Source organism: Peteryoungia wuzhouensis (assembly GCF_003205195.1).
Lineage (GTDB): Bacteria > Pseudomonadota > Alphaproteobacteria > Rhizobiales > Rhizobiaceae > Allorhizobium > Allorhizobium wuzhouense.
Genome location: NZ_QJRY01000001.1, coordinates 515,546 through 538,137, shown reverse-complemented (window position 1 = coordinate 538,137; position 22,592 = coordinate 515,546). Strand labels below are relative to the sequence as shown.

Sequence of the window (22,592 nt, the reverse complement as noted above, 5' to 3'; positions counted from 1 at the left end):
CGGGATTCGCCGCCTGCGGGAAAGGCCAAATCGCCGTCCGTGCTGACTGCCCCCATCATTAAGCCGGTTTTAACGGAATGATTCTAGTTTGACCAATGACTTGAGATGTTTCTCGGCGGGTCCGCGGACCAGAGGAAGAAGGACACAGCCGGTGTGTCCTTTGCCACACTCCTTGCCACATCAAGCACGATCGGCATGTTTAGCGCCTATCTTCAGCAGGAATTCAGGCTTGTCGCATCAGCGGCAATGGTCTTAGAGGCAGCAGTGTGAGCGAGTATCCACCGGCCCCCGGCGACAGAAAGGGACACCAGGGTCCGGATGCGCCATTGCCCGAGGCCTCGCTCGACCTTGCGCTGATGGATGCGGTGTCCGATGCCTTCCAGGCAGCTTTCCTGATCTACGACCGCAATGACGAGCTGATTTTTGCCAGCCGATCGGTCACCACCTTCCTGCCGCTGCCCTCAGAACATTTCCACCGGGGCAATCGCCTGCGTCATCTCCTGGGTGCGGCTTATGATCTCGGCCTGCGCGCTGGCGAACCCGATTCGGCACTCAGCCGTGACGAATGGCTGACGCGCCAGATCGCCACCAACTGGAAAGAGCGCTACGAGGCCCAGGTCAGCGAGGACGGCAAACGCTGGACGCGCTTTTCCAAGCGCCGCCTCCCGTCCGGTTACGGCTTCTGCATCATGACCGACATCAGCGAGCAGAAGCGTCGCGAGGAGCAGTGGCGCGCCGATGTTGAACGCGTGCAGATCACCGAGGAGATCCTCGACAACCTCGGCCACCCGGTGTTCGTCCAGGACCGCAATCTGCAACTGGTCGCGGTCAACAAGGTCTTCTGCTCGGCGCTGTCGATCGGGGCCGACAATGCGCTCGGTGCCGACCTTCGTCGCGTTTTCGATGCCGAGCTCGCGGCGAGGCTTCAAGCCGTCTCGCGCGACGTCCTGGAGAGCGGACTGACGGCGTCGATTACCCAGTCCATGCGTCTCTACGGCGACCCGCCGCGTCCGATCCTCGTCCACGTCCAGCGCGTCGGCAAGCCGGGCCGTTACTTCGTCGTGGCAAGCCTCGGGGAAGTGGGGGCTATCGGCACGGTTCCCGTCGTTGCCATCCCGTCCGCTGCCGAACCATCTCCGCCTGCACCGTCTGCAAGGCCGATCCGACCCGACCGCAGCCTCGCGGGCCGCAAGGCGCTCATCGTCTCGGGCGATCGGCGGTTCGAGGCCGCCGCCCTCGACATTCTCGAACTTCTCGGCCTCGACAGCTGCTGTGTGCGCGGCGAGGACGAACTGCAGGCCTTTCTCGATGCCGCCCGTTCCGTCCGCGTCACAATCGACCTCGCGATCGTCGACACCCATGCCGATCCGAGATGTCTGCAAGTCCTCCAGGCGGCCGAAGTCGACTATGCCAGCATCGCCGAAAACGACGTCGCCGCTGAACTCGCCTTCATCGTGCTCGAGCGTTTGGCAGACCTGAGGAGACGGCCGGAACCGGTCGATGACTGGGAAATCAGCACTGATCATGACCTGGCTGCGCCGGAGGTGCCGGAACCGCATTCGCCGGCTCCACAGCCCCTATCCTCACTGGTCCTCGTGGCCGAGGACAACGAGATCAACCAGATCGTCTTTTCGCAGATACTCGAAGGTCTCGGCTATTCCTATCAGATCTGCGACCACGGCGAGGAGGTCGTGAGGCTCTGGGCCGAACTCAATCCGGCTGTCATCCTGATGGACGTGACGCTTCCCGGTATCAACGGCTTCGAGGCGGCCCGGCGCATTCGCGAAGCCGCCGGTGACCAGGCGGAGGGAACTCCGATCATCGGCGTGCTCGCCCAGGCCTTCGACCGCGATCGGGAGGCTTGTTATGCCTCCGGGATGAATGACGTCATTTTGAAGCCACTGAGCCCCGATGTCGTCGAACAGGCTCTGATGCGCCTCGTCCCGCAGGTGGCTCGCGCGACGACCGGCTGACTTGCGCCAGGCGGCCGCCCTCCCGCAAGTGCCCGTTGCTATTATTATATTAATGCTTTGGATCCATTATCCCGGCTGTGGAAGGAACCGTAGCAGGAAGAATGAATGGGTCCCGCTGGCACTGCCCTTGAGCAGCACAACCAGAAAGAGCTTCAGCGCTTGGCCTACACCGATCATCTGACCGGATTGGGCAACCGCAACCGCCTTGCAGACAAGATCCGCCAACTCGCTGCCGATCGCGCCTCCGATCCTGCCCCCTTCACTGTCGGCATCGTCAACCTCGACGGCTTCAAGCCGATCAATGATCTCTTCGGCCAGGCCTCCGGCGACGAAATCCTCTGCCAGGTCGCCCATCGCCTCAAGGCCTGCGTGCCCGATGGCGCCACCGTCACCCGCCACGACGGAGACGAGTTTGCCATTGTCCTGCCGTTGGTCTTCGAGCGCACAGGGGCCGAACGCGCCGGCCAGTTGATCAAGGACGTGCTCTCGGCCCCTTACGATCTCGGTGACCGCAACGTGCGCCTCTCGGCGTCGCTGGGCTTTGCGGTCTATCCCTTCGCCGGCGAGGAATTCGAAGAGCTGATGAAGAGTGCGGAGACCGCACTCTACCGGTCCAAGCGTCGTGGCCGCGGCCAGATCACCGTCTATTCGCGCGAGATCGCCCAGGAGATGAAGCGCGCGACGCAGCTTGAGCAGGCCCTGCGCAACGCCATCATCAACGACACGGTCGACGTGCATTTCCAGCCGATCGTGCGCCTGCGCGACAACCGCGTCGTCGGTTTCGAAGCGCTCGCCCGCTGGATCGATCCCGATCTCGGCTTCGTCTCGCCCGCCGTCTTCGTGCCGCTCGCTGAAGAGCGTGGCTTCATCGACACGCTGTCGGAGACCCTGCTGCGCAAGGCTGCCGAAGCAACGCTCGCCTGGCCGCGCGACCTCTTCCTCTCGTTCAATCTTTCGTCCGTCCAGCTGATGGATCTGCGCACCTCGCACAACACGCTGTCGATCCTGAATAGCGTCGGCTTCGACCCGCGCCGGCTGGAGATGGAGATCACCGAAACCGCCGTGATGACGTCGGCCGATACCGCGCGCCGCATCATCAAGGACCTGAAGGACGCCGGCATCCGCATCTCGCTCGACGATTTCGGCACGGGTCAGTCGAGTCTGGGGCGCCTGCGTGACTTCACCTTCGACAAGGTGAAGATCGACCGCGCCTTCGTCTCCGCCATCACCACCGACCGCACCTCCGAACACATCATCAAGGCCATCATCACGATGTGCGAGGGGCTGGATCTGGAAGTTGTCGCCGAAGGCATCGAGACGGAAGCCGAGGCGCAGAAGCTGCGTGATCTCGGCTGCGGCATGGGGCAGGGGTATCACTTCGGCCGCCCCGCCGATGCCGCCGCGACCCTGCGTTATCTCGCCGAACACCACCACGAATTCGCCCTCGTGGATCGCATCTCGGCGTAAGCCCCTGTCCTATCACGCGTGATCGAGCAGCCAGTTGCGCACGCGCGTCGCCGCACCGCTGAGGTCACGCGACCGTGGCCAGACGACGTGAAAGGCAAGCTCCGTGCGAAGGGCGTGTCCGCCCACCTCCACCAATTGCCCCTGCGCGACAAGCTGCCGCACCAGATGCGTCCAGCCAAGCGCGATCCCCTGGCCGGCCAGCACCGCCTGGATGACGAGCACGTAGTCGTTGATTGCGAGGCGCCGGCTGGCCGGCTTGTAGTCGATGCCGGCCGATGAGAACCATTCGGGCCAACTGCAGGCCTGGCGCACCGGCTCTTCCAGCCAGATCAGCGGATGGTGGGTGAGCGCTTGGGGTGTTTCAGGCATGCCATGGGCCTCGACGAAAGCCGGGCTTGCCACCGCCGTGATGACCTCGGGCGCCAGGAGCGCGGAATGGTAATGTGGCCAGTCTTCCGCCTTGCCACCGCGCACGCCGAGCGGAATGGCTTCTTCCTCGAGGTCGAGATCCCGCACACTGGTCTGGATGCGCAAGTCGATATCCGGCAGGTCTTCCCGCAAGGCCGTCAGCCGCGGCAGCATCCACATCGAGGCAAAGGCCGTGGAGGCGGCGAGCGTGACATTCACTTCCCGCCCCTTGCTGCGAATATCCTCCGCCGCCCGGCCAATGCGCGAGAGACCGGCCGAAACATCCGCGTGAAAGCGTTCGCCCACCTCCGTCAGCCGCGCCGCCCGATGCTGGCGTTCGAACAGCGCGACCCCAAGCTGCTGCTCCAGCCCGCGAATGGCATAGGAGACCGCGACCTGCGACATGCCGAGCTCAGCCGCAGCGCGGGTAAAATTCTCGTGCCGCCCGGCCGCCTCGAAGACGATGAGCGCATTGGCCGACGGGATCAGGTGCCGATAGGGTGTCATAAGTTCAGCTTATTGCATCACGAGGATTTTTCCAGCGTCACAGGCAACTTGTGCTGCTCTAGCCTGCGAAAAAAGCGAGGGCAGGGCGATGGACAGCGTAACAGCGGAACAGACGGGTGGCAGAAAGAACAGACCGGTGCGACGCAGCGCCGGTTCGCAGGCGGGCCTGAAGGTCCCCTTCATCCGCCGAAACATTCCAACCTACGACATCCTGTCCGAGGAGAACCTGCAACGGATCGAGGCCGTGGCGGATCGCATCCTCGCCGAAATCGGCATCGAATTCCGCGATGACCCGGCAGCGCTGGAGCTCTGGCGCAAGGCCGGTGCCGAGATCGACGGCCTGCGCGTCCGCTTTCCCAAGGGCATGCTGCGCGAGATCCTGGCGTCAGCCCCGCCGGTCTTCACCCAGCACGCCCGCAATCCTGCGAACAATGTCGAGATCGGCGGCAGTGCCGTGGTCTTCTCGCCGGCTTATGGCTCGCCCTTCGTCATGGATCTCGACAAGGGGCGTCGCTACGGCACGATCGAGGACTTCCGCAACCTCATCAAGCTCGGCCAGTCCTCGCCTTATCTGCATCATTCCGGCGGCACGATCTGTGAACCGGTCGACGTGCCCGTCAACAAGCGCCATCTCGACATGGTCTACAGCCATATCAAATATTCCGACCGCGCCTTCATGGGTTCGGTCACGGCAGAGGAGCGCGCGGAAGAGTCGATCGAGATGGCCCGCATCCTCTTCGGCGCCGACTTCGTCGACCAAAACTGCGTCATCCTCGGCAATGTCAACGTCAACTCGCCGCTCGTCTGGGATGGCACCATGACCAAGGCCTTGCGCGCCTATGCCCGCGCCAACCAGGCCGCCGTCATCGTGCCCTTCATTCTGGGCGGCGCCATGGGCCCGGTCACCTCGGCCGGTGCGATCGCCCAGTCGCTCGCCGAAACCATGGCCGGCTGTGCGTTGACCCAGCTGGAGCGCCGTGGCGCCCCCGTGATCTTCGGCAACTTCCTCTCCTCCATGTCACTCCGCTCCGGCTCGCCAACCTTCGGCACGCCGGAACCCGCCATCGGCTCCATGGTCATCGGTCAGCTCGCCCGCCGCCTGAAACTGCCGCTCCGCTGCGCCGGCAACTTCTCCAATTCCAAGCTGCCGGATGCCCAGGCCATGCAGGAGGGCGTCATGTCGATGCTGTCTGCCGTGCATTGCGGCGCCAATTTCATCCTGCATTCGGCCGGCTTCGTCGATGGATTGCTCGCCATGTCCTACGAGAAGTTCGTGATGGACACCGACTTCTGCGGTGCCCTCCACTCCTACCTCGCCGGCGTCGTGGTCGACGACAACACGCTCGCCATGGATGCCTTCGAGGAGGTCGGCCCCGGCAGCCATTTCCTCGGCTGTGCCCACACCATGCGCAATTACCAGACCGCCTTCTGGGATTCGGCCCTCTCCGACAACGAACCCTTCGAGAAATGGTCGGAAGCCGGCTCGACCGACATGGCGACGCGGGCCAATGCGCGCTGGAAAAAGACGCTCGCCGAATACGAAGCGCCGCCTTTGGACATCGCCACCGACGAAGCGCTCCTTGATTATGTGGAACGCACGAAGCGCGCCAAGCCGGATGCCTGGTACTGAATAGGACGCAATGACGCATGACTGAAAGCCGGGACCCGCTCCTCCAGCCCTTCCAGCTGAAGCACCTCACCTTGAAGAACCGCATCATGTCGACGGCGCATGAACCGGCCTATTCGGAAGCCGGCATGCCGACCGAGCGTTACCGGCTTTACCATGTGGAGAAGGCCAAGGGCGGCATCGCGCTCACCATGACGGCCGGTTCCGCCAGCGTCAGTCGCGACAGCCCACCCGCTTTCGGAAATCTCTTGGCCTGGAAGGACGAGATCGTCCCGCATCTGAAGCGGTTGACCGACGACTGTCACGAGCATGGCTGCGCCGTGATGATCCAGCTCACCCATCTCGGCCGCCGGACCAACTGGAACAAGGGCGATTGGTTGCCGGTGCTCGCCCCATCCCCGATCCGCGAACCGGCCCACCGGCATTTCCCCAAGGAGATCGAGGACTGGGATATCGAGCGCATCGTTGCGGATTACGCGACCGCCGCCGCCCGCATGCAGGATGCCGGCCTCGATGGCATCGAGTTCGAAGCCTATGGCCACCTGATGGACAGCTTCTGGTCGCCGGCGACCAACCGCCGCGACGACGAGTTCGGCGGCTCGCTCGACAATCGCATGCGGTTCTCCAACATGGTGATCGATGCCGTCCGACAGTCAGTCGGCCCGGATTTCATCGTCGGCATCCGCATGGTCGCTGACGAGGACTGGGACAAGGGCTTGACCCGCGACGAAGGCGTTGAGATCGCCAAACGTTTTGCCGGCGGCGGAAAGATCGACTTCCTCAACATTATCCGAGGCCATATCGAACACGACGCCTCCCTCAACAACGTCATCCCCATCCAGGGCATGGCTGCCTCGCCGCATCTCGATTTTGCCGGAGACGTGCGCGCGGCGACCAAATTCCCTGTCTTCCATGCCGCCCGCATCGCCGATGTCGCGACCGCCCGCCATGCGATCGCCGAAGGCAAGCTCGACATGGTCGGCATGACCCGCGCCCATATCGCTGATCCGCATATCGTGCGGAAGATCATTGAGGGCCGAGAGGATCAGATCCGCCCCTGCGTCGGCGCAACCTATTGTCTTGATCGCATTTATGAAGGCGGCGAGGCGCTGTGCATCCACAATGCCGCGACCAGCCGCGAGGCGCTGATCCCGCATCAACTTCCGAAGGCGGCGAAGTCCCGCAAGGCGGTCGTCGTCGGGGCAGGCCCGGCCGGCCTCGAAGCCGCCCGGGTGCTCGCCGAACGGGGGCACAGGGTCGAGGTTCTCGAGGCGTCGGGCAAGGCCGGCGGTCAGGTCAACCTGATGACGCGCAACCCGCGCCGAAAGGAAATGGTCGGCATCGTCGACTGGCGTCTCTCCGAACTCGACCGCCTCGGCGTCACGATTCACTACGACACCTATGCCGGTGCTGACGAGGTTCTCGCCCATCAACCGGATCTCGTGGTGATCGCAACCGGTGGCATCGCGCAATCGCCGGAACTGGAAGAGGGCGAGGATCTGGTGATATCGAGTTGGGACATCCTGGCGGGCGCCGTGAAGCCGGAAGGCCCGGTTCTCCTCTTCGACGACAATGGCGGTCATCCGGGCATGAGCGCTGCGGAAGTGATTGCCCATGCCGGCGTCGAACTGGAAGTGGTCTCGCCCGAACGTTTCTTCGCGCCGGAAATGGGCGGCATGAACCACGTGCCCTATGCAAAAACCTTTGCCGAGAAGAATGTCCGCGTCACCATCAACACAAGGCTGTCAGGCGTTCGCCGTGAGGGCAATGGTCTCGTTGCCACGCTCGGCTCCGATTTCTCCGATGTGAAGGTCGAACGGCGGGTCGCCCAGGTGGTGGTCGAACATGGCACCATGGCCAATGCCGATCTCTATCTGGAACTGAAGCCGCTCTCCCGCAATCGAGGGGCCGTCGATTACACCGCCCTCATTGCGCGTCAGGAACCGCTGCCGCTCAAGGACGAGACGGCAGGCTTCGATCTGCTGCGCATCGGCGATGCGATCGAGAGCCGAAACATCCACGCCGCGATCTATGATGCGCTGCGCTATTGCAGCCTGCTGTAGCCCAAACATGAAAAGGCGGCGCCGAAGCGCCGCCCATCAGGACCTAGAGCACGAAGCTCGTTCCGGGATTAGTTGTTGTCCGTCGACGAGGTGGTGGTGCCGTCGGTCGTCGTCATGCCCGTGCCGGTGGTGCTGCTTGCGTCGGCAGCCTGATCATCCAGGGTCTTGAACTCAGGCGCGTTCTTCAGGCTGTCAGCCGTCTCGGTCGTCGTCAGGCGCACTTCGGCTTCGGCAACGACTTCCGCCTTGGTGTCGCCATCGGCAGCCGCATCAGCTGCGTCGCCGGTCGCGGTTTCGCGGGTGATGGTGATCTTGTCGAACGGGATTGCGACATTCTTTTCGCCGATCCCGAGGAAGCCACCGACGCCGACGACTGCAGCGACAACGCCGCCATCATTCTGCACCAGCAGGTCGTTGATATTGCCGATCGACTGGTTGTCGGCGGTGTAGATCGCCTGACCCATGAAGTCGTTGACCGAAATCTGGTTTTCAGCCTGCTCCGTCAGGTAGGTGGCAGAGCCGGCGGCGTCCGCAGTCGTGTTCGGCGCCATGGTGGTGGCAGCGCCGCCAGTGGCGTCAGGTGTTGCCGGTGCCATTTCGGTGGCGGCTGGAGGAGTGGTCGTGGTCGTGCCCGTGGCGTCCTGGGCGAAAGCGACCGGTGCCATGGCGGTGGAGCCGAGCAGCATGGCGGCGGCGATCGTGGTAAGGGTCTTTTTCATGGTGGGCTACCTTTCCTCTGAGATAACTGGTGACTGGCGAGGCTTGGCAAAAACTGCCTGGGCCGCGTCGGTTCGAGAGGAAAATGCCCGGGAGGCGGCTTCGTTCCCGGCTTTATTTTTGCCTGTTATGCGGAACAAATCAGAGACTTGGCGGTTTCGCGGCGCCTTCGGGCGGGGCCTGGGTTGGGAAAGTCCGCAGGCGCCTTGGCCTGTAAGTCGTGGCCGGCGCGCTGGAGCACGCCGGCCACGAGGATCAAAGCTTGAAGACAGGCTCCGGCTTGCCCTGGACCGGAAGCCCCAGTTCGAACAGCGATCCGGCATGCACATCTGTCTGCCGTTCGGCATCGCTCAGCCCTTCCCAGCAGGAGGTGACTGCCAGTCGGTCGAAGCCTGGGCCGAAGAAGGCGGGGCAGGTCGGACGACGGGTCGGGATCTCGAAGCGTCCGATCTGGCTTCCGTCCGGGGCATAACGGTCGACGGCACCGCCATCCCAATTGGAATTCCAGATCGTGCCTTCGAGGTCGACCACCGATCCGTCGATCACCCCATTGCGCGCCGACTGGTCGATGAAGACGCGCGGCGCACCTGTCGGCATGCCTGTTGCCGGGTTGAGGTCGACGCGCATCATGTGGTTGACCTTGGAATCGTTGAAGTAGCCGACCGCGCCATCCGGCGAGAAGCAGATGCCGTTCGGAATGCTGACCGCCTCGAACAGCTTCGTCACCTGCGTCCCGGCCACGTGATAGATCGCGCCGGCACCGGTGTCGGCCGTCTTGCTCATCGTGCCGATCCACAATGCGCCGCTTGGATGCACGCGCCCGTCATTCGAGCGGTTCTGCGGCTTGTCGGCCTCGATCTTGGCATACGGTTTCAACACGCCGGAAGAGCGCTCGCGCAGGAAAAGCCCCTGGTCGGAAGCGATCAGCTGGCGATCCTTGTCGATCACGGCGAGCACGCTGCCGAGGAAGGGCAGGTCGTGTTTGACGAGCGTGCCCGTCTCGACGGTCAGCTCGCACAGGGTCTTGCCCAGGATGTCGAACCAGAACAGCGAGCCGCTCAGCGGGTCGTAGGTCGGGCCCTCTCCCAGTTCCATCTGCTCGGCCACCAATACCTTACCCTTGAAGCTTTTAGTCGGGATCACGTTCTTCTCCTCGTTGGACTGTGTGAATCTGTCGCCATTAGCCGATTTCTGACAGGGGTTTACGGTAAAATACAGGGTCTCTCTGGACCCTCCCGCCTTTAGAAGTCTATGGTTTATAACCTTAAGGGGTCGAGATTCGCGTGGATGCTCACTTCTGCTCTCCCGGGGTTCTTTTCGATACGGTGTCCAGGTACCCAGGAATGGGATTGGCGCTTGCGGATCAAATCGTGGATGATGCCTCCCACCGGCGCTCGAACAACCGTAGGTTTGGAAAACAGTTGACGTATTCATCGATCAAGTTTGGATTCCTCTTGATGGCGAACCGGCCGTGAAGAAAACGCGCTCATGACAGATCTGGATCCGCCCACGTTTGAACGCATCGAAAGCCTCGTGACCGAGGTCAAGACGTTCAAGACCCAATTCGACGTGTTTCGCTTCATGAAGCGGGCCACGGAAGCGTTCGGTGCGCGCTGCTTCATGGTGCTCAACATGCCGGGGCCGACGGCGAGGGACCTCAGCAGCAGTTCGATCATCACCAACTGGCCCTCCGACCTTCTGACCGAGTTCGACCAGGTCTCCCTGCTGTCGGACAGCCCGGTCCTTGCCCATCTGCGCCGCGCATCCATCCCGTTCCGCTATGACATGGATGATACCAGCTTCGTTCGCGATCCGCGCTCGACCGAGGTGGCGAAGTCGCTTTTCTGCCGCTTCCGGATGAATCGCGGGGCCTATTTCCCGGTGCATGACGCAAGCGGTGCCCGCGGGGCCGTCTCCTTCAACGGCGACCGTGAGCCGTTCACGACAACGGAGATGATGGAGCTGACCTATCTGTCGGTCCACGTCTTCAACCGCCTGGCCGAAATCCGGGAGATGGACAGTCGCAACAGCGACATGCTGACGGAACGTGAACTGGACTGCCTCAACTGGACGGCGGCCGGGAAGACCAGTGTCGAAATCGCGGAAATTCTGACGCTGTCGGAGCACACGATCAACCACTACCTCAATCGGGCGACCAAGAAGCTCGATGCGGTCAACCGCACTCAGGCGGTCGCCAAGGCGCTTCGGCTTGGTCTGATCAAGTAGGTCGGACCTGTCGCTTTTTTGGGCGGATTTGCGAGACGAGCCTAGTTTGCTGGCAGATCCTCTCGCAGTTTACCGGTTCTTTGCCCTGATTTGCCGGTAAACCCGGCGCAGAACCGCTCTATTCGGATTGGCACGCTTCCTGCATTTCAAGTGTCAGTCCAGAGGGGACGCTGCAAGCTGCCCGTAAAGGGTGCTGCAAGGACAAGCCGCCGCAGGGAGCTCATCCCCCTGCAGGCGGCTTTCCTTTTTTGTGGTCCATTCTTCCTTCCCGAAAATCTGTCGCACAGGCTCGCTGCATTTGCGGTTGGCGAAGCCGCAGCACTCCATTATTGGTTCGGCAACACAGTGAAGCGGAAAGAGGAAGACGATGGCCGATTTGACGCGCGATACGGTTCTGGAAGCGCTCGGTCGCGTCCGCGGCCCGGACCTTGATCGCAGCATCGTCGAAATGAAGATGGTCTCCGACATCTTCATTTCGGATGGCAAGGTCTATTTCTCGATCAACGTTCCCGCAGAACGCGCCCAGGAACTGGAGCCCTTGCGCCAGGCAGCAGAGCGCACCGTGAAGGCACTGCCCGGCGTCAAGGGCGCCGTGGTCAGCCTGACGGCGGAGCGCAAGCAGGGGTCTGCACCCCCGCCGCCGCGTCCGCAGGCGGGTGCCCCGGCGCATTCCCATGGTCACAGTCACGCGCCGGCCCCTTCGGGCACCCAGCGTTCGAAGGCCGGTGTTCCCGGCATCGAGGCGATCATTGCCGTCGCCTCCGGCAAGGGTGGCGTCGGCAAGTCCACGACGGCCGTCAATCTCGCTTTGGCGCTGAAGGCCAATGGTCTGCGTGTCGGCATCCTCGACGCCGATGTCTATGGCCCGTCCATGCCGCGCCTGCTCGGGATCACCGGCCGCCCGCAGCAGATCGAAAATCGCATCATCGTGCCCATGGAGAATTTCGGCATCAAGGTCATGTCGATGGGCTTCCTGGTCGACGAAGGCACGGCGATGATCTGGCGCGGCCCCATGGTCCAGTCCGCTCTGATGCAGATGCTGCGCGAGGTCGCCTGGGGTGATCTCGACGTGCTCGTCGTCGACATGCCGCCGGGCACGGGCGATGCCCAGCTCACCATGGCCCAGCAGGTGCCGCTGTCCGGCGCGGTCATCGTCTCCACACCGCAGGATCTGGCCCTGATCGATGCCCGCAAGGGCCTCAACATGTTCAACAAGGTCGAGGTGCCGGTGCTCGGCATCGTCGAGAACATGAGCTACTTCATCGCGCCGGATACCGGCCATCGTTACGATATCTTCGGCCATGGCGGCGCCCGCAAGGAGGCGGAGAAGATCGGCGTGCCCTTCCTCGGCGAAGTGCCGCTGACCATTTCGATCCGCGAGCATTCCGACGACGGCACCCCCGTCGTGGTCGCGGAACCGGAGAGCCCGCAGACAGCCGTCTATCTGTCGATTGCCGAAAAAGTCTGGGCTGAAGTGAAGGCCCGTTCCGGCCGCACGGCACCGGCCATTGTGTTCGAGTGAAGCCTGAAACGTGGCGGTGATGCGTCGTTTTTGCGCAGCTGCTGTGCAAAACCTGCAATTCGGTCTGTATGAATCATCTTGGCTTTATCAGCAGACTGTGATTGTGTCCGGCCAAAGTCACCCGAGGCGTGCCATGAGAGCGACCTGTCCTTGATCAGGGCCTATAGAACAGACGGAAGCGCCGTAACATTCGGCCCCGACGCTGCCAAAGACCATATTTCTTCCGACATCATCTGGATCGACCTCGTAAGCCCGAGCGTCGAAGAAGAGCATGCTGTCGAGCATGCGATCGGCATTCCGCTGCCGACGCGTGAGGAGTTGAAGGACATCGAACCGTCCAGCCGGCTCTATGTCGAGAACGAAGCGGTCTATATGACCGCCTCGCTGATCTACAAGGCCGATACGGCCCTGCCACAGCTGACCGATATTGCCTTCATCCTGCATGACAACAGGCTGATTACCATCCGCTATGCCGAGCCAAAATCCTTCGCCCTGTTCAGCGCGAGCCTCCTGCGGCTCAACGACCAGTGCAAGTCCGGCGCAACCCTGCTTGGCAGCCTGCTGGAAACGGTTGCCGATCGCACGGCCGAGATTCTCGAAACCCTGGCCGTCCGCCTGGACACGCTGTCGGTCTCCGTCTTCGTGGATCGAAAGGCTGCCAAGCGCCGACCGCCGCGCTTTCTTGAGGACAAGCTGCTCGACATCGCTGCCCATCACCAACTGGTCAGCAAGGTGCGCGACAGCCTTGTTTCGCTCTCCCGCCTGGTGACCTTTCTGAGCTCCCAGTCGGTCGTTCGTTCGGATGCGCTGGCGACTGAACTCTGCGGCATCGTTGCCCGCGACATTCAGTCGCTGGGCGAGCATGCGGCCTTTGTCGGCAACAACATCACATTCATGCTCGACGCCTCGCTCGGCCTGATCAGTGTCGAGCAAAATGCCATCATCAAGATCTTCTCGATCGCGTCCGTGGTCTTCCTGCCGCCCACGCTCGTCGCGTCGATCTACGGCATGAACTTCCGCCTCATGCCGGAGCTCGAATGGGGCTTCGGTTATCCCATGGCGCTGGTCGCCATGTTGATATCGGCAGTGATACCCTTTTTGTTTTTCCGTTGGAAAGGCTGGCTCTGACGAGCCTGTAGTCCCATGCAACACAGTGACAACCAGTCCGAGACTGGCCCCAAGGGTGCGCGAAGCCTGCTATTGCTCGCGCTTGGCTCCGTCGGCGTCGTCTATGGCGATATCGGTACGAGCCCGCTCTACGCCTTTCGCGAGGCATTGAAGCCGATCGGCCACGACGGCATCACCCGTGTCGAGGTCATCGGCCTCATTTCTCTGATGATCTGGGCGCTGACGATCATCGTGACGCTCAAATACGTCCTGTTTCTGCTGCGCGCCGACAATGACGGCGAAGGCGGCACACTCTCGCTTCTGGCACTTCTGTCGAAGACCGCCAATGGTCACGGCAAGATCCTGATGGTGCTTGGCCTCATCGGCGCAGCCCTCTTTCTCGGCGATTCCATGATCACGCCGGCATTGTCCGTCCTCTCGGCGGTCGAAGGCCTGAAGCTCGTGGCGCCCAGCATGGGCGAATTTGTCCTGCCCATCTCGATCGTCATTCTTGTCGGCCTGTTCACCGTGCAATCGCGCGGTACTGGTGCGGTCGCCCGCTATTTCGGCCCGATCACTGCTGTCTGGTTCCTCGTCATGGCAGCCGGAGGCATCGGCCACATTTTCGACGATCCGGGCATCGTTGCCGCTTTCAATCCCTGGTACGCGGTGAGCTTCCTGCTGCGCGAAGGTTTTCTCGGCGTGGTCGTTCTTGGTGCCGTCTTCCTGACGGTCACGGGTGCGGAAGCCCTTTATGCCGATCTCGGCCACTTTGGCCGCCGTCCGATCCAGTGGGCCTGGTTCATGCTGGTGTTTCCCTCCCTGGTGCTGAATTATCTCGGCCAGGGGGCCATGGTCCTGCAGCATCCGGAAACCGCCTCAGATCCCTTCTTCCTGATGTTCCCGTCCTGGGCACTGCTGCCGATCGTCATTCTCGCGACTTGCGCGACGATCATCGCCAGCCAGGCCGTCATCACCGGCGCCTTCTCTCTGGTCCGCCAGGCCATCCATCTCGGCTTCCTGCCGCGCATGCAGATCCTCTTCACATCCGAGACGCAGACCGGCCAGATCTATCTGCCCTCGGTCAACACGCTGCTGCTTTTCGGTGTGATTGCATTGGTCCTGCTCTTCCGGAGTTCGGAAGGCCTCGCCACCGCCTACGGGATCTCGGTCACCGGAGCGATGGTCGTGACCACGATCATGGCCTTCGAATTCGTCCGGAAGAAGTGGCAGTGGAGTGCCGCACTCGCCGTGGCCGTATTGACGCCTCTGCTGGTGCTGGAACTCGTCTTCCTCGGCGCAAATCTTCTCAAGATCCATGACGGCGGTTACATTCCGGTGCTGTTCGCCGCTGGCTTCACCATCGTCATGTGGACCTGGCGGCGCGGTACCGCGATCATCTTCCAGAAAACCCGTCGCGATGACATTCCCCTCGAATCCTTCATCGGCATGATCGAAAAGAAGGGCGATCACGGCCCGGCCTGTGTTTCGGGAACCGCGATCTTCCTCACGAGCGATCCCACGCGTGCACCCGCCGCCCTGATGCACAACCTCAAACACAATCACGTCATCCACGAGCGCAACATCATCCTGACGATCCGCACGCTCGGTCGTCCGCGCGTCTCGGATGACCAGCGTTTCGAGGTCGAGGAACTGTCGGATCGCTTCTCGCGCGTCGAAATCCGCTTCGGTTTCATGGAAACCCAGAACGTCTCGAAGACACTGGCGAGCCTGCGTCGCGGCGGTCTGAAGTTCGACATCATGTCGACCTCCTTCTATCTCGGCCGCCGCAAGCTGGTGCCGGGCAAGTCCATGGGCATGCCGCACTGGCAGGACCGGCTCTATATCGCGTTGGCTGATCTGGCCGCCGACCCCTCGGATTACTTCCGCCTGCCGGCCAATCGCGTGGTCGAACTTGGCTCGCACGTGATCATCTGAGCGCCTTTGGTTGCTGCAAAAAGACATCAGGCCGCCGGGGCAACCCGGCGGCTTTTTTGCGCCCGAGCCGCGCCTGCTCTCTCTCCTTGGTATCCGCCGTTAACCGTCCATCAAGGTTAACGAGAGATAGTTTGCTAATGTAGTTCCCGTTGGGTCCGCGTAGCCTTGGAGTTTGGCCTTGCGTCTCTCGTTCCGTCCTTCGAAGAAGGCCCTGTCTCGTCTGGAGACCTGGGCCTCTCCCCTGGTGTTCGGCCTCGCATCCTGGCTGATCTTCCCAAGCGTCGCCGCCCAGGCCGATATGGCAGGCATGTTGGCCGGTCTCGACCGCGGCGCCAGCAACTGGCGCATGGTGCTGACGGCCTCGCCGGCCGGCTCCATCCACGAGGCGAGCCTCTCTTTCCCAGGCGAACAGTCGGAAGGCCTGCAGGCCGGTGCCGGTCTGGTGCTTCCCGATGGTCGCCGCATCGCCTTCGATGGTGGCAAGGCCGATCCCGATGCGCTGCCTGATGAAATGCGTGTGACCCGTGACCTGAAGAAGGGCAGGGTGGTCGCCGTCGAGCCCATGCTGCCGCCGCGCGCCTTCTCCGCCGGCTCGATCCTCCAGCGCACCAGCTTTCTTCTCGATCCGGAGGTCAATGCCCCGGCGGCCTTTGCGCCGAAGGACAAGAAGACAAAGCCGGTTGAACTTGCGAGCTTCTACTTCAAGCGCGAGACACCGGTCGTGGATCCCGCCGTCCCGTCCATGATCGCCGATCTCGTCACCAACACCACGCCGGATGTGCTGGCCACGGCTTATGCACCGCCCGCCCCGGACTATGCCAGCGTTTCCCCCTTCGATTCGATCCTGACTGAAAAGGACGAAAACGCCGGACGCTTCATCCCGGAGATCGGTCCGCAGGATCATGCCTGGGCTGCAACGCCGCTTCCAGCGACCGTCTTTTCCGCCAAGGAACAGAAGTGCCTCGCCGAGGGCATCTATTTCGAGGCCCGTGGAGAATCGGTGAAAGGGCAGGCCGCCGTCGCCCAGGTCATCCTCAACCGCGTGCGCAATCCGCATTATCCCGACAGCATTTGCGGCGTCGTGTATCAGAACGAAGACTGGCGCAATCGCTGCCAGTTCTCCTTCGCCTGTGACCGCATCCCCGACATCGTCACATCTCCGCGCCACTGGAAGATCGCCAAGGACATCGCCATGGCGGTGACGGCCGGCAAGATCTGGTTCAAGGATGTCGGCTCCGCCACCCATTACCACGCCACCTATGTCCGCCCGGCCTGGGGCCCGACGATGAAGCGGGTGGAAAAGATCGGCAAACACATCTTCTACCGCACCTATGGCGGCGGCTGGAGCTGACGGGATGTGCACAGGCGCCAAGGTCTAAGGACCTCCGAGCAGAGGCACCAGCTGACTAAGCCTTCAATCCGTCTGACGATCATACCATGTCGCCCCTTGTGTCGGGAGGCTGGAACGCCCGCCCAGCATCACCGGATGCATCGAAGGCGAGGCCCTCGAATGACCGGGCTTTGGGCCGACTCCGCCCGCTCGCCCGTCGAGGGATTCTGGCCGTCCGCCGCGGCCAAGTGACACGATTTGCCCGATGTCATTTGGCCGGAAACGCCGCAGTACGGTTAAGCCAATGATTTTTATGGGTTAATTTGTCGTGTAAGTTGCCCTTTCTATGCCTTGACTATATGGGGCCTCAAAATTATGGTGCGGCCGACTTCAAAGCGGGCCAGAAGGGTTTGTCTCCGGCCGTTTCTGCATTCAAATCGGGCACAAACGGCCCGTGAAAGACGGAGCGGGCGGAGAGATCATGACGGATAACCGAGAAGAAAGTCTGGACGAACGTCGTCGACGACTGACTGCGGAACTCGCACAGCGGGGTATCGCGGACAAGGCCGAGGAACGCGACGAGATCCGCGCCGAAGAGACCCGCAAGGGTTACGGAATGGCGATGAAGATCTCGAGTGAATTCATCTCGGCTGTGATCGTCGGTGCGATCCTGGGCTATCTTTTTGACCACTTTGTGGGCACGTCCCCCTGGGGCATGATAATCATGCTTCTCTTGGGGTTCTGTGCCGGCGTGTTGAACGTCCTGCGGACTGTCGGAGCGGTGGCAACGCCAAATCCGGTCGAACGCAAGATGGATTTGGAAAACAAGGGCAAAGACCGCTAGTCGGTTTGAGCCGGAAGAGAATGCCCGCCTTCGGCGGCAAAAGCGAAAGAGCAGAACGTGTCGAACGATCCTACTCATCAGTTCCTGGTTCAGAAGATTGTGCCGATCGAAATCGGTGGAGTTGATCTTTCGTTCACCAATGCTTCGCTGTTCATGGTTGCAACGGTGGCCGCCGCCGCCGGCTTCCTCTACTTCTCCACGGCCAATCGCGGCTTGATCCCGACGCGCATGCAGTCGGTCGCCGAGATGTCCTATGAATTCATCGCATCGATGCTGCGCGAAGGCGCCGGCAGTCACGGGATGAAATTCTTCCCCATGGTCTTCTCGCTGTTCATGTTCGTCCTGACGGCGAACCTGCTCGGCATGGTGCCTTACTTCTTCACCATCACCAGCCAGATCATCGTGACGTTTGCCCTGGCGCTCTTCGTCATCGGCACGGTTCTGGTTTATGGTTTCTACAAGCACGGCCTTCACTTCCTGAAGGTCTTTGTGCCGAGCGGTGTCCCCGGTGCGCTTCTGCCGCTGGTCGTCGCGATTGAAGTGATCTCGTTCCTGTCGCGTCCGATTTCGCTCTCCGTGCGTCTCTTCGCCAACATGCTGGCCGGACACATCACGCTCAAGGTTTTCGCAGGCTTCGTTACCTCGCTCAGCGCGCTCGGCGCGCTCGGCATCGGTGGCGCCATCCTGCCCCTCCTCATGACCGTCGCCCTGACGGGTCTCGAGTTCCTCGTCGCCTTCCTCCAGGCCTATGTTTTTGCGGTGCTGACTTGCATGTACCTCAACGACGCAATACACCCCGGCGGGCACTAAGGATCACCGACATCGGCGCTGTTGGCGCCAGTCAAAAGCCGCAAACAACCATCTCGAAGGAGTTCATTCATGGAAGCGGAAGCAGCAAAGTACATCGGCGCAGGTCTGGCTTGCTTTGGCATGGCCGGCACGGCTCTCGGCCTCGGCAACATCTTCGGCAGCTACCTGTCGGGCGCACTGCGCAACCCGTCTGCCGCTGACAGCCAGTTCGGCCGTCTGGTATTCGGCTTCGCCGTTACGGAAGCTCTGGGCATCTTCTCGCTGCTCGTTGCTCTCCTTCTCCTGTTCGTCGTCTAATAACGACCACAGTCTGGGATCACGGCGCGCCAAGTCGGCAGCCGTGATCTCGTGCATTTGAGCCTACACCTGGAGGTGAGCATGTTTGTGACCCCCGCCTATGCTGAGGAAGTCCCGGCAGAAGGCCAGCTTCACACCGAGACCGGCGTTGCCCATGACGAAGGTCACGGCAAGGCAGTATTCGGACCGTTCGATACCAGCACCTTTGCATCGCAGCTTCTGTGGCTGGTCATTACGTTCGGCCTCTTCTACATGCTCATGCAGAAGGTCATTGTCCCGCGCGTTGGCAGCATTCTCGAGAATCGCCACGACCGGATCGCGCAGGACCTCGACGAGGCTGCCCGCCTCAAGTCTGAGGCTGATGCCGCCATCGAAACATACGAGCGCGAACTGAGTGCAGCCAAGGCGAAAGCCGGCCAGATCGCTTCCGCAGCCCGCGACGAAGCCAAGGCCAAGGCTGATGCCGAACGCGCCAAGGTCGAATCCGACCTGAATGCCAAGATCGCCGCCGCCGAAACGCGGATCGCCGAGATCAAGGCCAAGGCTTTCGCCGAAGTCGACACGATCGCCATCGACACCGTGGGTTCGATCGTCGAGGAACTGATCGGTTCCAAGGCGACTGCCGCCGACATCAAGGCCGCCGTCTCCGGCGTCGCCAAGCAGGGAGCGTGACGACCATGCATCTCGACGCAACTTTCTACGCCCTCGTCGGCCTTCTCATCTTTCTGGCCCTGATCGCCTATCTCAAGGTGCCGGGCATGATGGCGAAGGCGCTTGACGAGCGCGCTGACAAGATCACGGCCGAACTGGCGGAAGCCAAGCGCCTGCGCGAAGAAGCCCAGCATCTGCTGGCCGAATACCAGCGCAAGCGCAAGGAAGCCGAAGCGGAAGCTGCCAGCATCGTGGCTGCTGCCGAGCGCGAGGCATCCGCGCTTGCTGCCGAAGCCAAGCAGAAGACGGAAGAGTTCATCGCGCGCCGCAATGCGCTCTCCGAGCAGAAGATCAAGCAGGCCGAAACGGAAGCCGTCAACGCCGTGCGCTCCGCAGCCGTTGATCTTGCCATCGCCGCCGCCGAGAAGGTGCTGGCGAAGAAGGCCGATGAAAGCGTTCAACAGACGCTGTTCAAGGCCTCGCTCGGTGAGGTAAAGTCGCGCCTGAACTGAGTTCGGGCGGCGTCATCAGCGCCGAAGATTTCAAACGCCCCGATCGGTCACCGGTCGGGGCGTTTTTCATTTGGAGGCATCGACATGACACCACGTTTCCATGGCGCATCCGCTCTTCTGGCCCTTGCAGGCGCTCTCGCGACGGTCACCTTAGCCGCGGCAGAGGAAAATCTCGCATGGCATGGCTGGAGCGCGGAAGGCGCCGCCCAGTTGGTTTATGGCGTTGCGGAAAGTGACCATGTGCTGCTGTCCTTTGCCTGTGAACAGTCAGGCTCGCCGATCAGGGTCGTCTATCCCCACGAACCCAAGCCGGCGCGCGATGGCGCTGCCTATGACGTGACGCTGAAGGCGGGCAAACAGATCATGCGTCTGAAGACCACGGGCACAAGGCTGGAGATGGACGATCTTTTCATTCTGGAAGGTGAATTGCCGAAAGGCGCGGATCTCGTCGGACTTCTGACCGGCGGCAAGACGCTGGTCGTCTCCGTGGGCAAGGATGTGACGGAATTGCCGCTGAAGGATGCGGCGGCGGCAGGCTCGGCGCTGTTTGAAATCTGCGGTCGCTGAGCTGGTCGATTGCCGGCCGCCAGTCAGGCTAAAGAATCGGTTTCGAGGCTTGGCTTGAGCGGTCGGAAGCTCATCCGGTGCAAAGGGCAGGGGCCATGGGCCACGATGGCGCTGCGATGCCGGTCGGTGCCATAGCCGGCATGCAGGTCAAAACCGTAAGCAGGATAGACGAGGCCCGCCCGCACCATCATCCGGTCCCGCATGACTTTTGCGAGGATCGAGGCTGCGGCGATCGACACGGACCGCCCGTCGCCCTTCACCACGGCCTCGCCCGAGCATCCAAGGCCGGGCGGTACATCGCGTCCGTCCGTGAGCACATGGCGCGCTTCGATAGAGAGCCCTGCAACGGCCCGGCGCATGGCATCGAGGCTCGCCTTGCGGATGTCGATGAGGTCGATCCGTTTCGGCGAAGAAGACGCAATCGACACGGTCGCCGTTGCGATAATCTCTTCGTAGAGGGCCTCCCGCTGGCGGGCGGAGAGCTTCTTGGAATCGTTCAACCCTTGAGGGATACGCTTCGGATCGAGAATGACGGCGGCTGCCACCACAGGCCCTGCCAGAGGCCCGCGTCCCGCCTCGTCGGTGCCGGCAACCGGCCACGTGCCCCTCCGCTTCGCCCGGCTCTCCAGCGAGAAATCCGGAACAAGCGGCAGGTCTGGAAAAAGGCCAGGAGAATCGGGTGGCGTGCGCGTTTTCATGCGGCAGAAATCGCACGCGCACCCGACCTCCTGCAAGTCCCTGGTCCCCTCGACCTTTGACGACCTTGGGGGCGGCTTACCAGGGACCACATCCGGTGCGAGGCGGCGGACAACAGCACCGGAATGTCAAAACACATCCGCTGTCAGAGCAGCGAAAGCTGGACCCCGTCGCTGTTCGGCGACAGGAAGAGATCCTCGCGCAGATGCAGGCTGCGGCGCATCAGGCCGAGCCGCTTCGTTGCCATTTCGAAGCGCCGGCTGATCTGCCAGGCATAGGGGCCGGCGCCCTTCATCCGCTTGCCGAATTCGGCATCGTAATCCTTGCCGTCGCGCATGGAGCGCACCAGCGACATCACGTGGCGGTAGCGATCCGGATAGTGCTGCAGCAGCCAGTCGCGAAACAGGGGGCTCACCTCCAGCGGCAGGCGCAGGAGCACATAACTCGCCTCCGAGGCGCCTGCGGCCTTGCCGCTATCAAGCACCCGCTCGATCTCGTGGTCGTTCAGCGCCGGGATGACGGGGGCCATCATGATCGCCACCGGAATACCGGCCTCGGACAGCGCCTTGATCGCCTCCAGCCGCTTGGCCGGCGTCGAGGCGCGCGGCTCCATGGTCCGGGCCAGTTTGCGGTCCAGTGTGGTCACGGAAATCCCGACCTTCACCAGGCCACGCTCCGCCATCGATTTCAGGATATCGATGTCGCGCAGGATCAGCGCCGACTTGGTCACGATCACCACCGGATGGTTCGCCTTGTCGAGGATCTCCAGGATCTGGCGCATGATCCGCCATTCCCGCTCGATCGGCTGGTAGGGGTCGGTATTGGTGCCGATCGCGATCGGCTTCACCTTGTAGCCCGGCTTCGACAGTTCCCGCTCCAGAAGACGCGGCGCATCCGGCTTGGCAAACAGCTTCGCTTCGAAATCGAGACCGGCGGACAGGCCCATATAGCTGTGCGTCGGCCGGGCAAAGCAGTAGATGCAGCCATGCTCGCAACCGCGATAGGGATTGATCGAGCGATCGAAGGGAATGTCGGGAGACTCGTTGCGGGTGATCACCGTGCGCGGCTTTTCCACCTGCACCTCGGTCTTGAACGGCGGCATCTCCTCGAGCATCTGCCAGCCATCGTCGAAGGCCACCCGTTCGAGCTTTTCGAACCGTCCGGCGGGGTTGATGCCCGCTGCCCGTCCGCGCCGCCGATCGATCTCGATCCGCAGGCCGGAGGCGCCCATGACTGCATCGGCAATATCTGCCGTATTGCCGGGCTGAAAGGCAGCCTGGCTCACAAGAGACAGCTCGTTCATGTTTGCTCCTCGCGGGCTTCGGTGACC

General features: G+C 62.2%; 20 protein-coding genes. 15 read left to right on the top strand and 5 right to left on the bottom strand.

Annotated features, from left to right (window positions below):
* The first annotated feature begins 266 nt into the window (after positions 1-266).
* The gene (locus tag DMY87_RS02815) at positions 267-1,973 is read left to right on the top strand and encodes a response regulator (protein ID WP_205908133.1); all 1,707 of its coding nucleotides are present in this window, start codon (positions 267-269) and stop codon (positions 1,971-1,973) included.
* Positions 1,974-2,078: 105 nt separating this feature from the next.
* Positions 2,079-3,440 carry a putative bifunctional diguanylate cyclase/phosphodiesterase gene (locus DMY87_RS02810; protein WP_110789750.1) on the top strand — a complete coding sequence of 454 codons (1,362 nt, stop codon included), beginning with the start codon at positions 2,079-2,081 and terminating at the stop codon, positions 3,438-3,440.
* 12 nt (positions 3,441-3,452) lie between these two features.
* On the opposite strand, the gene DMY87_RS02805 is transcribed toward DMY87_RS02810, so the two are convergent.
* Positions 3,453-4,355: a LysR substrate-binding domain-containing protein gene (locus tag DMY87_RS02805; protein WP_110789749.1), complete on the bottom strand. Its 903-nt coding sequence runs from the start codon at positions 4,353-4,355 to the stop codon at positions 3,453-3,455.
* Positions 4,356-4,443: 88 nt separating this feature from the next.
* Here DMY87_RS02805 and DMY87_RS02800 point away from each other — a divergent pair, with 88 nt between their 5' ends.
* The gene (locus DMY87_RS02800; protein WP_110789748.1) at positions 4,444-5,985 is read left to right on the top strand and encodes a trimethylamine methyltransferase family protein; all 1,542 of its coding nucleotides are present in this window, start codon (positions 4,444-4,446) and stop codon (positions 5,983-5,985) included.
* Between the two features lie 17 nt (positions 5,986-6,002).
* A complete protein-coding gene (locus DMY87_RS02795; protein ID WP_110789747.1) occupies positions 6,003-8,045 on the top strand; it encodes an NADH:flavin oxidoreductase in 2,043 nt (680 codons plus the stop codon).
* 68 nt (positions 8,046-8,113) lie between these two features.
* Here DMY87_RS02795 and DMY87_RS02790 read toward each other — a convergent pair whose 3' ends face one another.
* Together DMY87_RS02790 and DMY87_RS02785 are read right to left on the bottom strand one after the other, a co-directional pair.
* Positions 8,114-8,764 (bottom strand): PRC-barrel domain-containing protein, encoded by a 651-nt coding sequence (locus DMY87_RS02790; RefSeq protein ID WP_110789746.1) that lies wholly within the window; start codon positions 8,762-8,764, stop codon positions 8,114-8,116.
* Between the two features lie 253 nt (positions 8,765-9,017).
* Positions 9,018-9,905 carry an SMP-30/gluconolactonase/LRE family protein gene (locus tag DMY87_RS02785; protein WP_425353459.1) on the bottom strand — a complete coding sequence of 296 codons (888 nt, stop codon included), beginning with the start codon at positions 9,903-9,905 and terminating at the stop codon, positions 9,018-9,020.
* A gap of 345 nt (positions 9,906-10,250) precedes the next feature.
* Between DMY87_RS02785 and DMY87_RS02780 the strand changes: the two genes are divergently transcribed.
* From DMY87_RS02780 to DMY87_RS02730, 11 genes are all read left to right on the top strand, one after another.
* Complete coding sequence (locus tag DMY87_RS02780; RefSeq protein ID WP_110789745.1) at positions 10,251-10,988, top strand: helix-turn-helix transcriptional regulator; 738 nt, start codon at positions 10,251-10,253, stop codon at positions 10,986-10,988.
* 367 nt (positions 10,989-11,355) lie between these two features.
* The gene (gene apbC / locus DMY87_RS02775; RefSeq protein ID WP_110789744.1) at positions 11,356-12,510 is read left to right on the top strand and encodes an iron-sulfur cluster carrier protein ApbC; all 1,155 of its coding nucleotides are present in this window, start codon (positions 11,356-11,358) and stop codon (positions 12,508-12,510) included.
* 150 nt (positions 12,511-12,660) lie between these two features.
* Entirely contained in the window at positions 12,661-13,638 is a 978-nt protein-coding gene (locus tag DMY87_RS02770) for a magnesium transporter CorA family protein (RefSeq protein WP_110789743.1), read from the top strand.
* Positions 13,639-13,653: 15 nt separating this feature from the next.
* A complete protein-coding gene (locus tag DMY87_RS02765; RefSeq protein WP_110789742.1) occupies positions 13,654-15,555 on the top strand; it encodes a potassium transporter Kup in 1,902 nt (633 codons plus the stop codon).
* Between the two features lie 178 nt (positions 15,556-15,733).
* A complete protein-coding gene (locus DMY87_RS02760; RefSeq protein WP_110789741.1) occupies positions 15,734-16,906 on the top strand; it encodes a cell wall hydrolase in 1,173 nt (390 codons plus the stop codon).
* Between the two features lie 460 nt (positions 16,907-17,366).
* Positions 17,367-17,729, top strand: a complete 363-nt coding sequence (locus tag DMY87_RS02755) for an AtpZ/AtpI family protein (RefSeq protein WP_110789740.1) — start codon at positions 17,367-17,369, stop codon at positions 17,727-17,729.
* 57 nt (positions 17,730-17,786) lie between these two features.
* Positions 17,787-18,539, top strand: a complete 753-nt coding sequence (locus tag DMY87_RS02750; RefSeq protein ID WP_110789739.1) for a F0F1 ATP synthase subunit A — start codon at positions 17,787-17,789, stop codon at positions 18,537-18,539.
* 69 nt (positions 18,540-18,608) lie between these two features.
* Complete coding sequence (locus DMY87_RS02745; RefSeq protein ID WP_110789738.1) at positions 18,609-18,836, top strand: F0F1 ATP synthase subunit C; 228 nt, start codon at positions 18,609-18,611, stop codon at positions 18,834-18,836.
* An 81-nt stretch (positions 18,837-18,917) separates the two neighbouring features.
* The gene (locus DMY87_RS02740; protein WP_110789737.1) at positions 18,918-19,508 is read left to right on the top strand and encodes a F0F1 ATP synthase subunit B; all 591 of its coding nucleotides are present in this window, start codon (positions 18,918-18,920) and stop codon (positions 19,506-19,508) included.
* A 5-nt stretch (positions 19,509-19,513) separates the two neighbouring features.
* Positions 19,514-19,999 carry a F0F1 ATP synthase subunit B gene (locus DMY87_RS02735; protein ID WP_110789736.1) on the top strand — a complete coding sequence of 162 codons (486 nt, stop codon included), beginning with the start codon at positions 19,514-19,516 and terminating at the stop codon, positions 19,997-19,999.
* Between the two features lie 84 nt (positions 20,000-20,083).
* A complete protein-coding gene (locus tag DMY87_RS02730) occupies positions 20,084-20,566 on the top strand; it encodes a hypothetical protein (protein WP_110789735.1) in 483 nt (160 codons plus the stop codon).
* Positions 20,567-20,589: 23 nt separating this feature from the next.
* Here the strand turns inward: DMY87_RS02730 and DMY87_RS02725 are convergent, their stop codons facing one another.
* Together DMY87_RS02725 and DMY87_RS02720 are read right to left on the bottom strand one after the other, a co-directional pair.
* Positions 20,590-21,264: a ribonuclease HII gene (locus DMY87_RS02725; protein ID WP_110789734.1), complete on the bottom strand. Its 675-nt coding sequence runs from the start codon at positions 21,262-21,264 to the stop codon at positions 20,590-20,592.
* A 143-nt stretch (positions 21,265-21,407) separates the two neighbouring features.
* Positions 21,408-22,565: a PA0069 family radical SAM protein gene (locus DMY87_RS02720; protein WP_110789733.1), complete on the bottom strand. Its 1,158-nt coding sequence runs from the start codon at positions 22,563-22,565 to the stop codon at positions 21,408-21,410.
* Between the last annotated feature and the right edge of the window lie 27 nt (positions 22,566-22,592).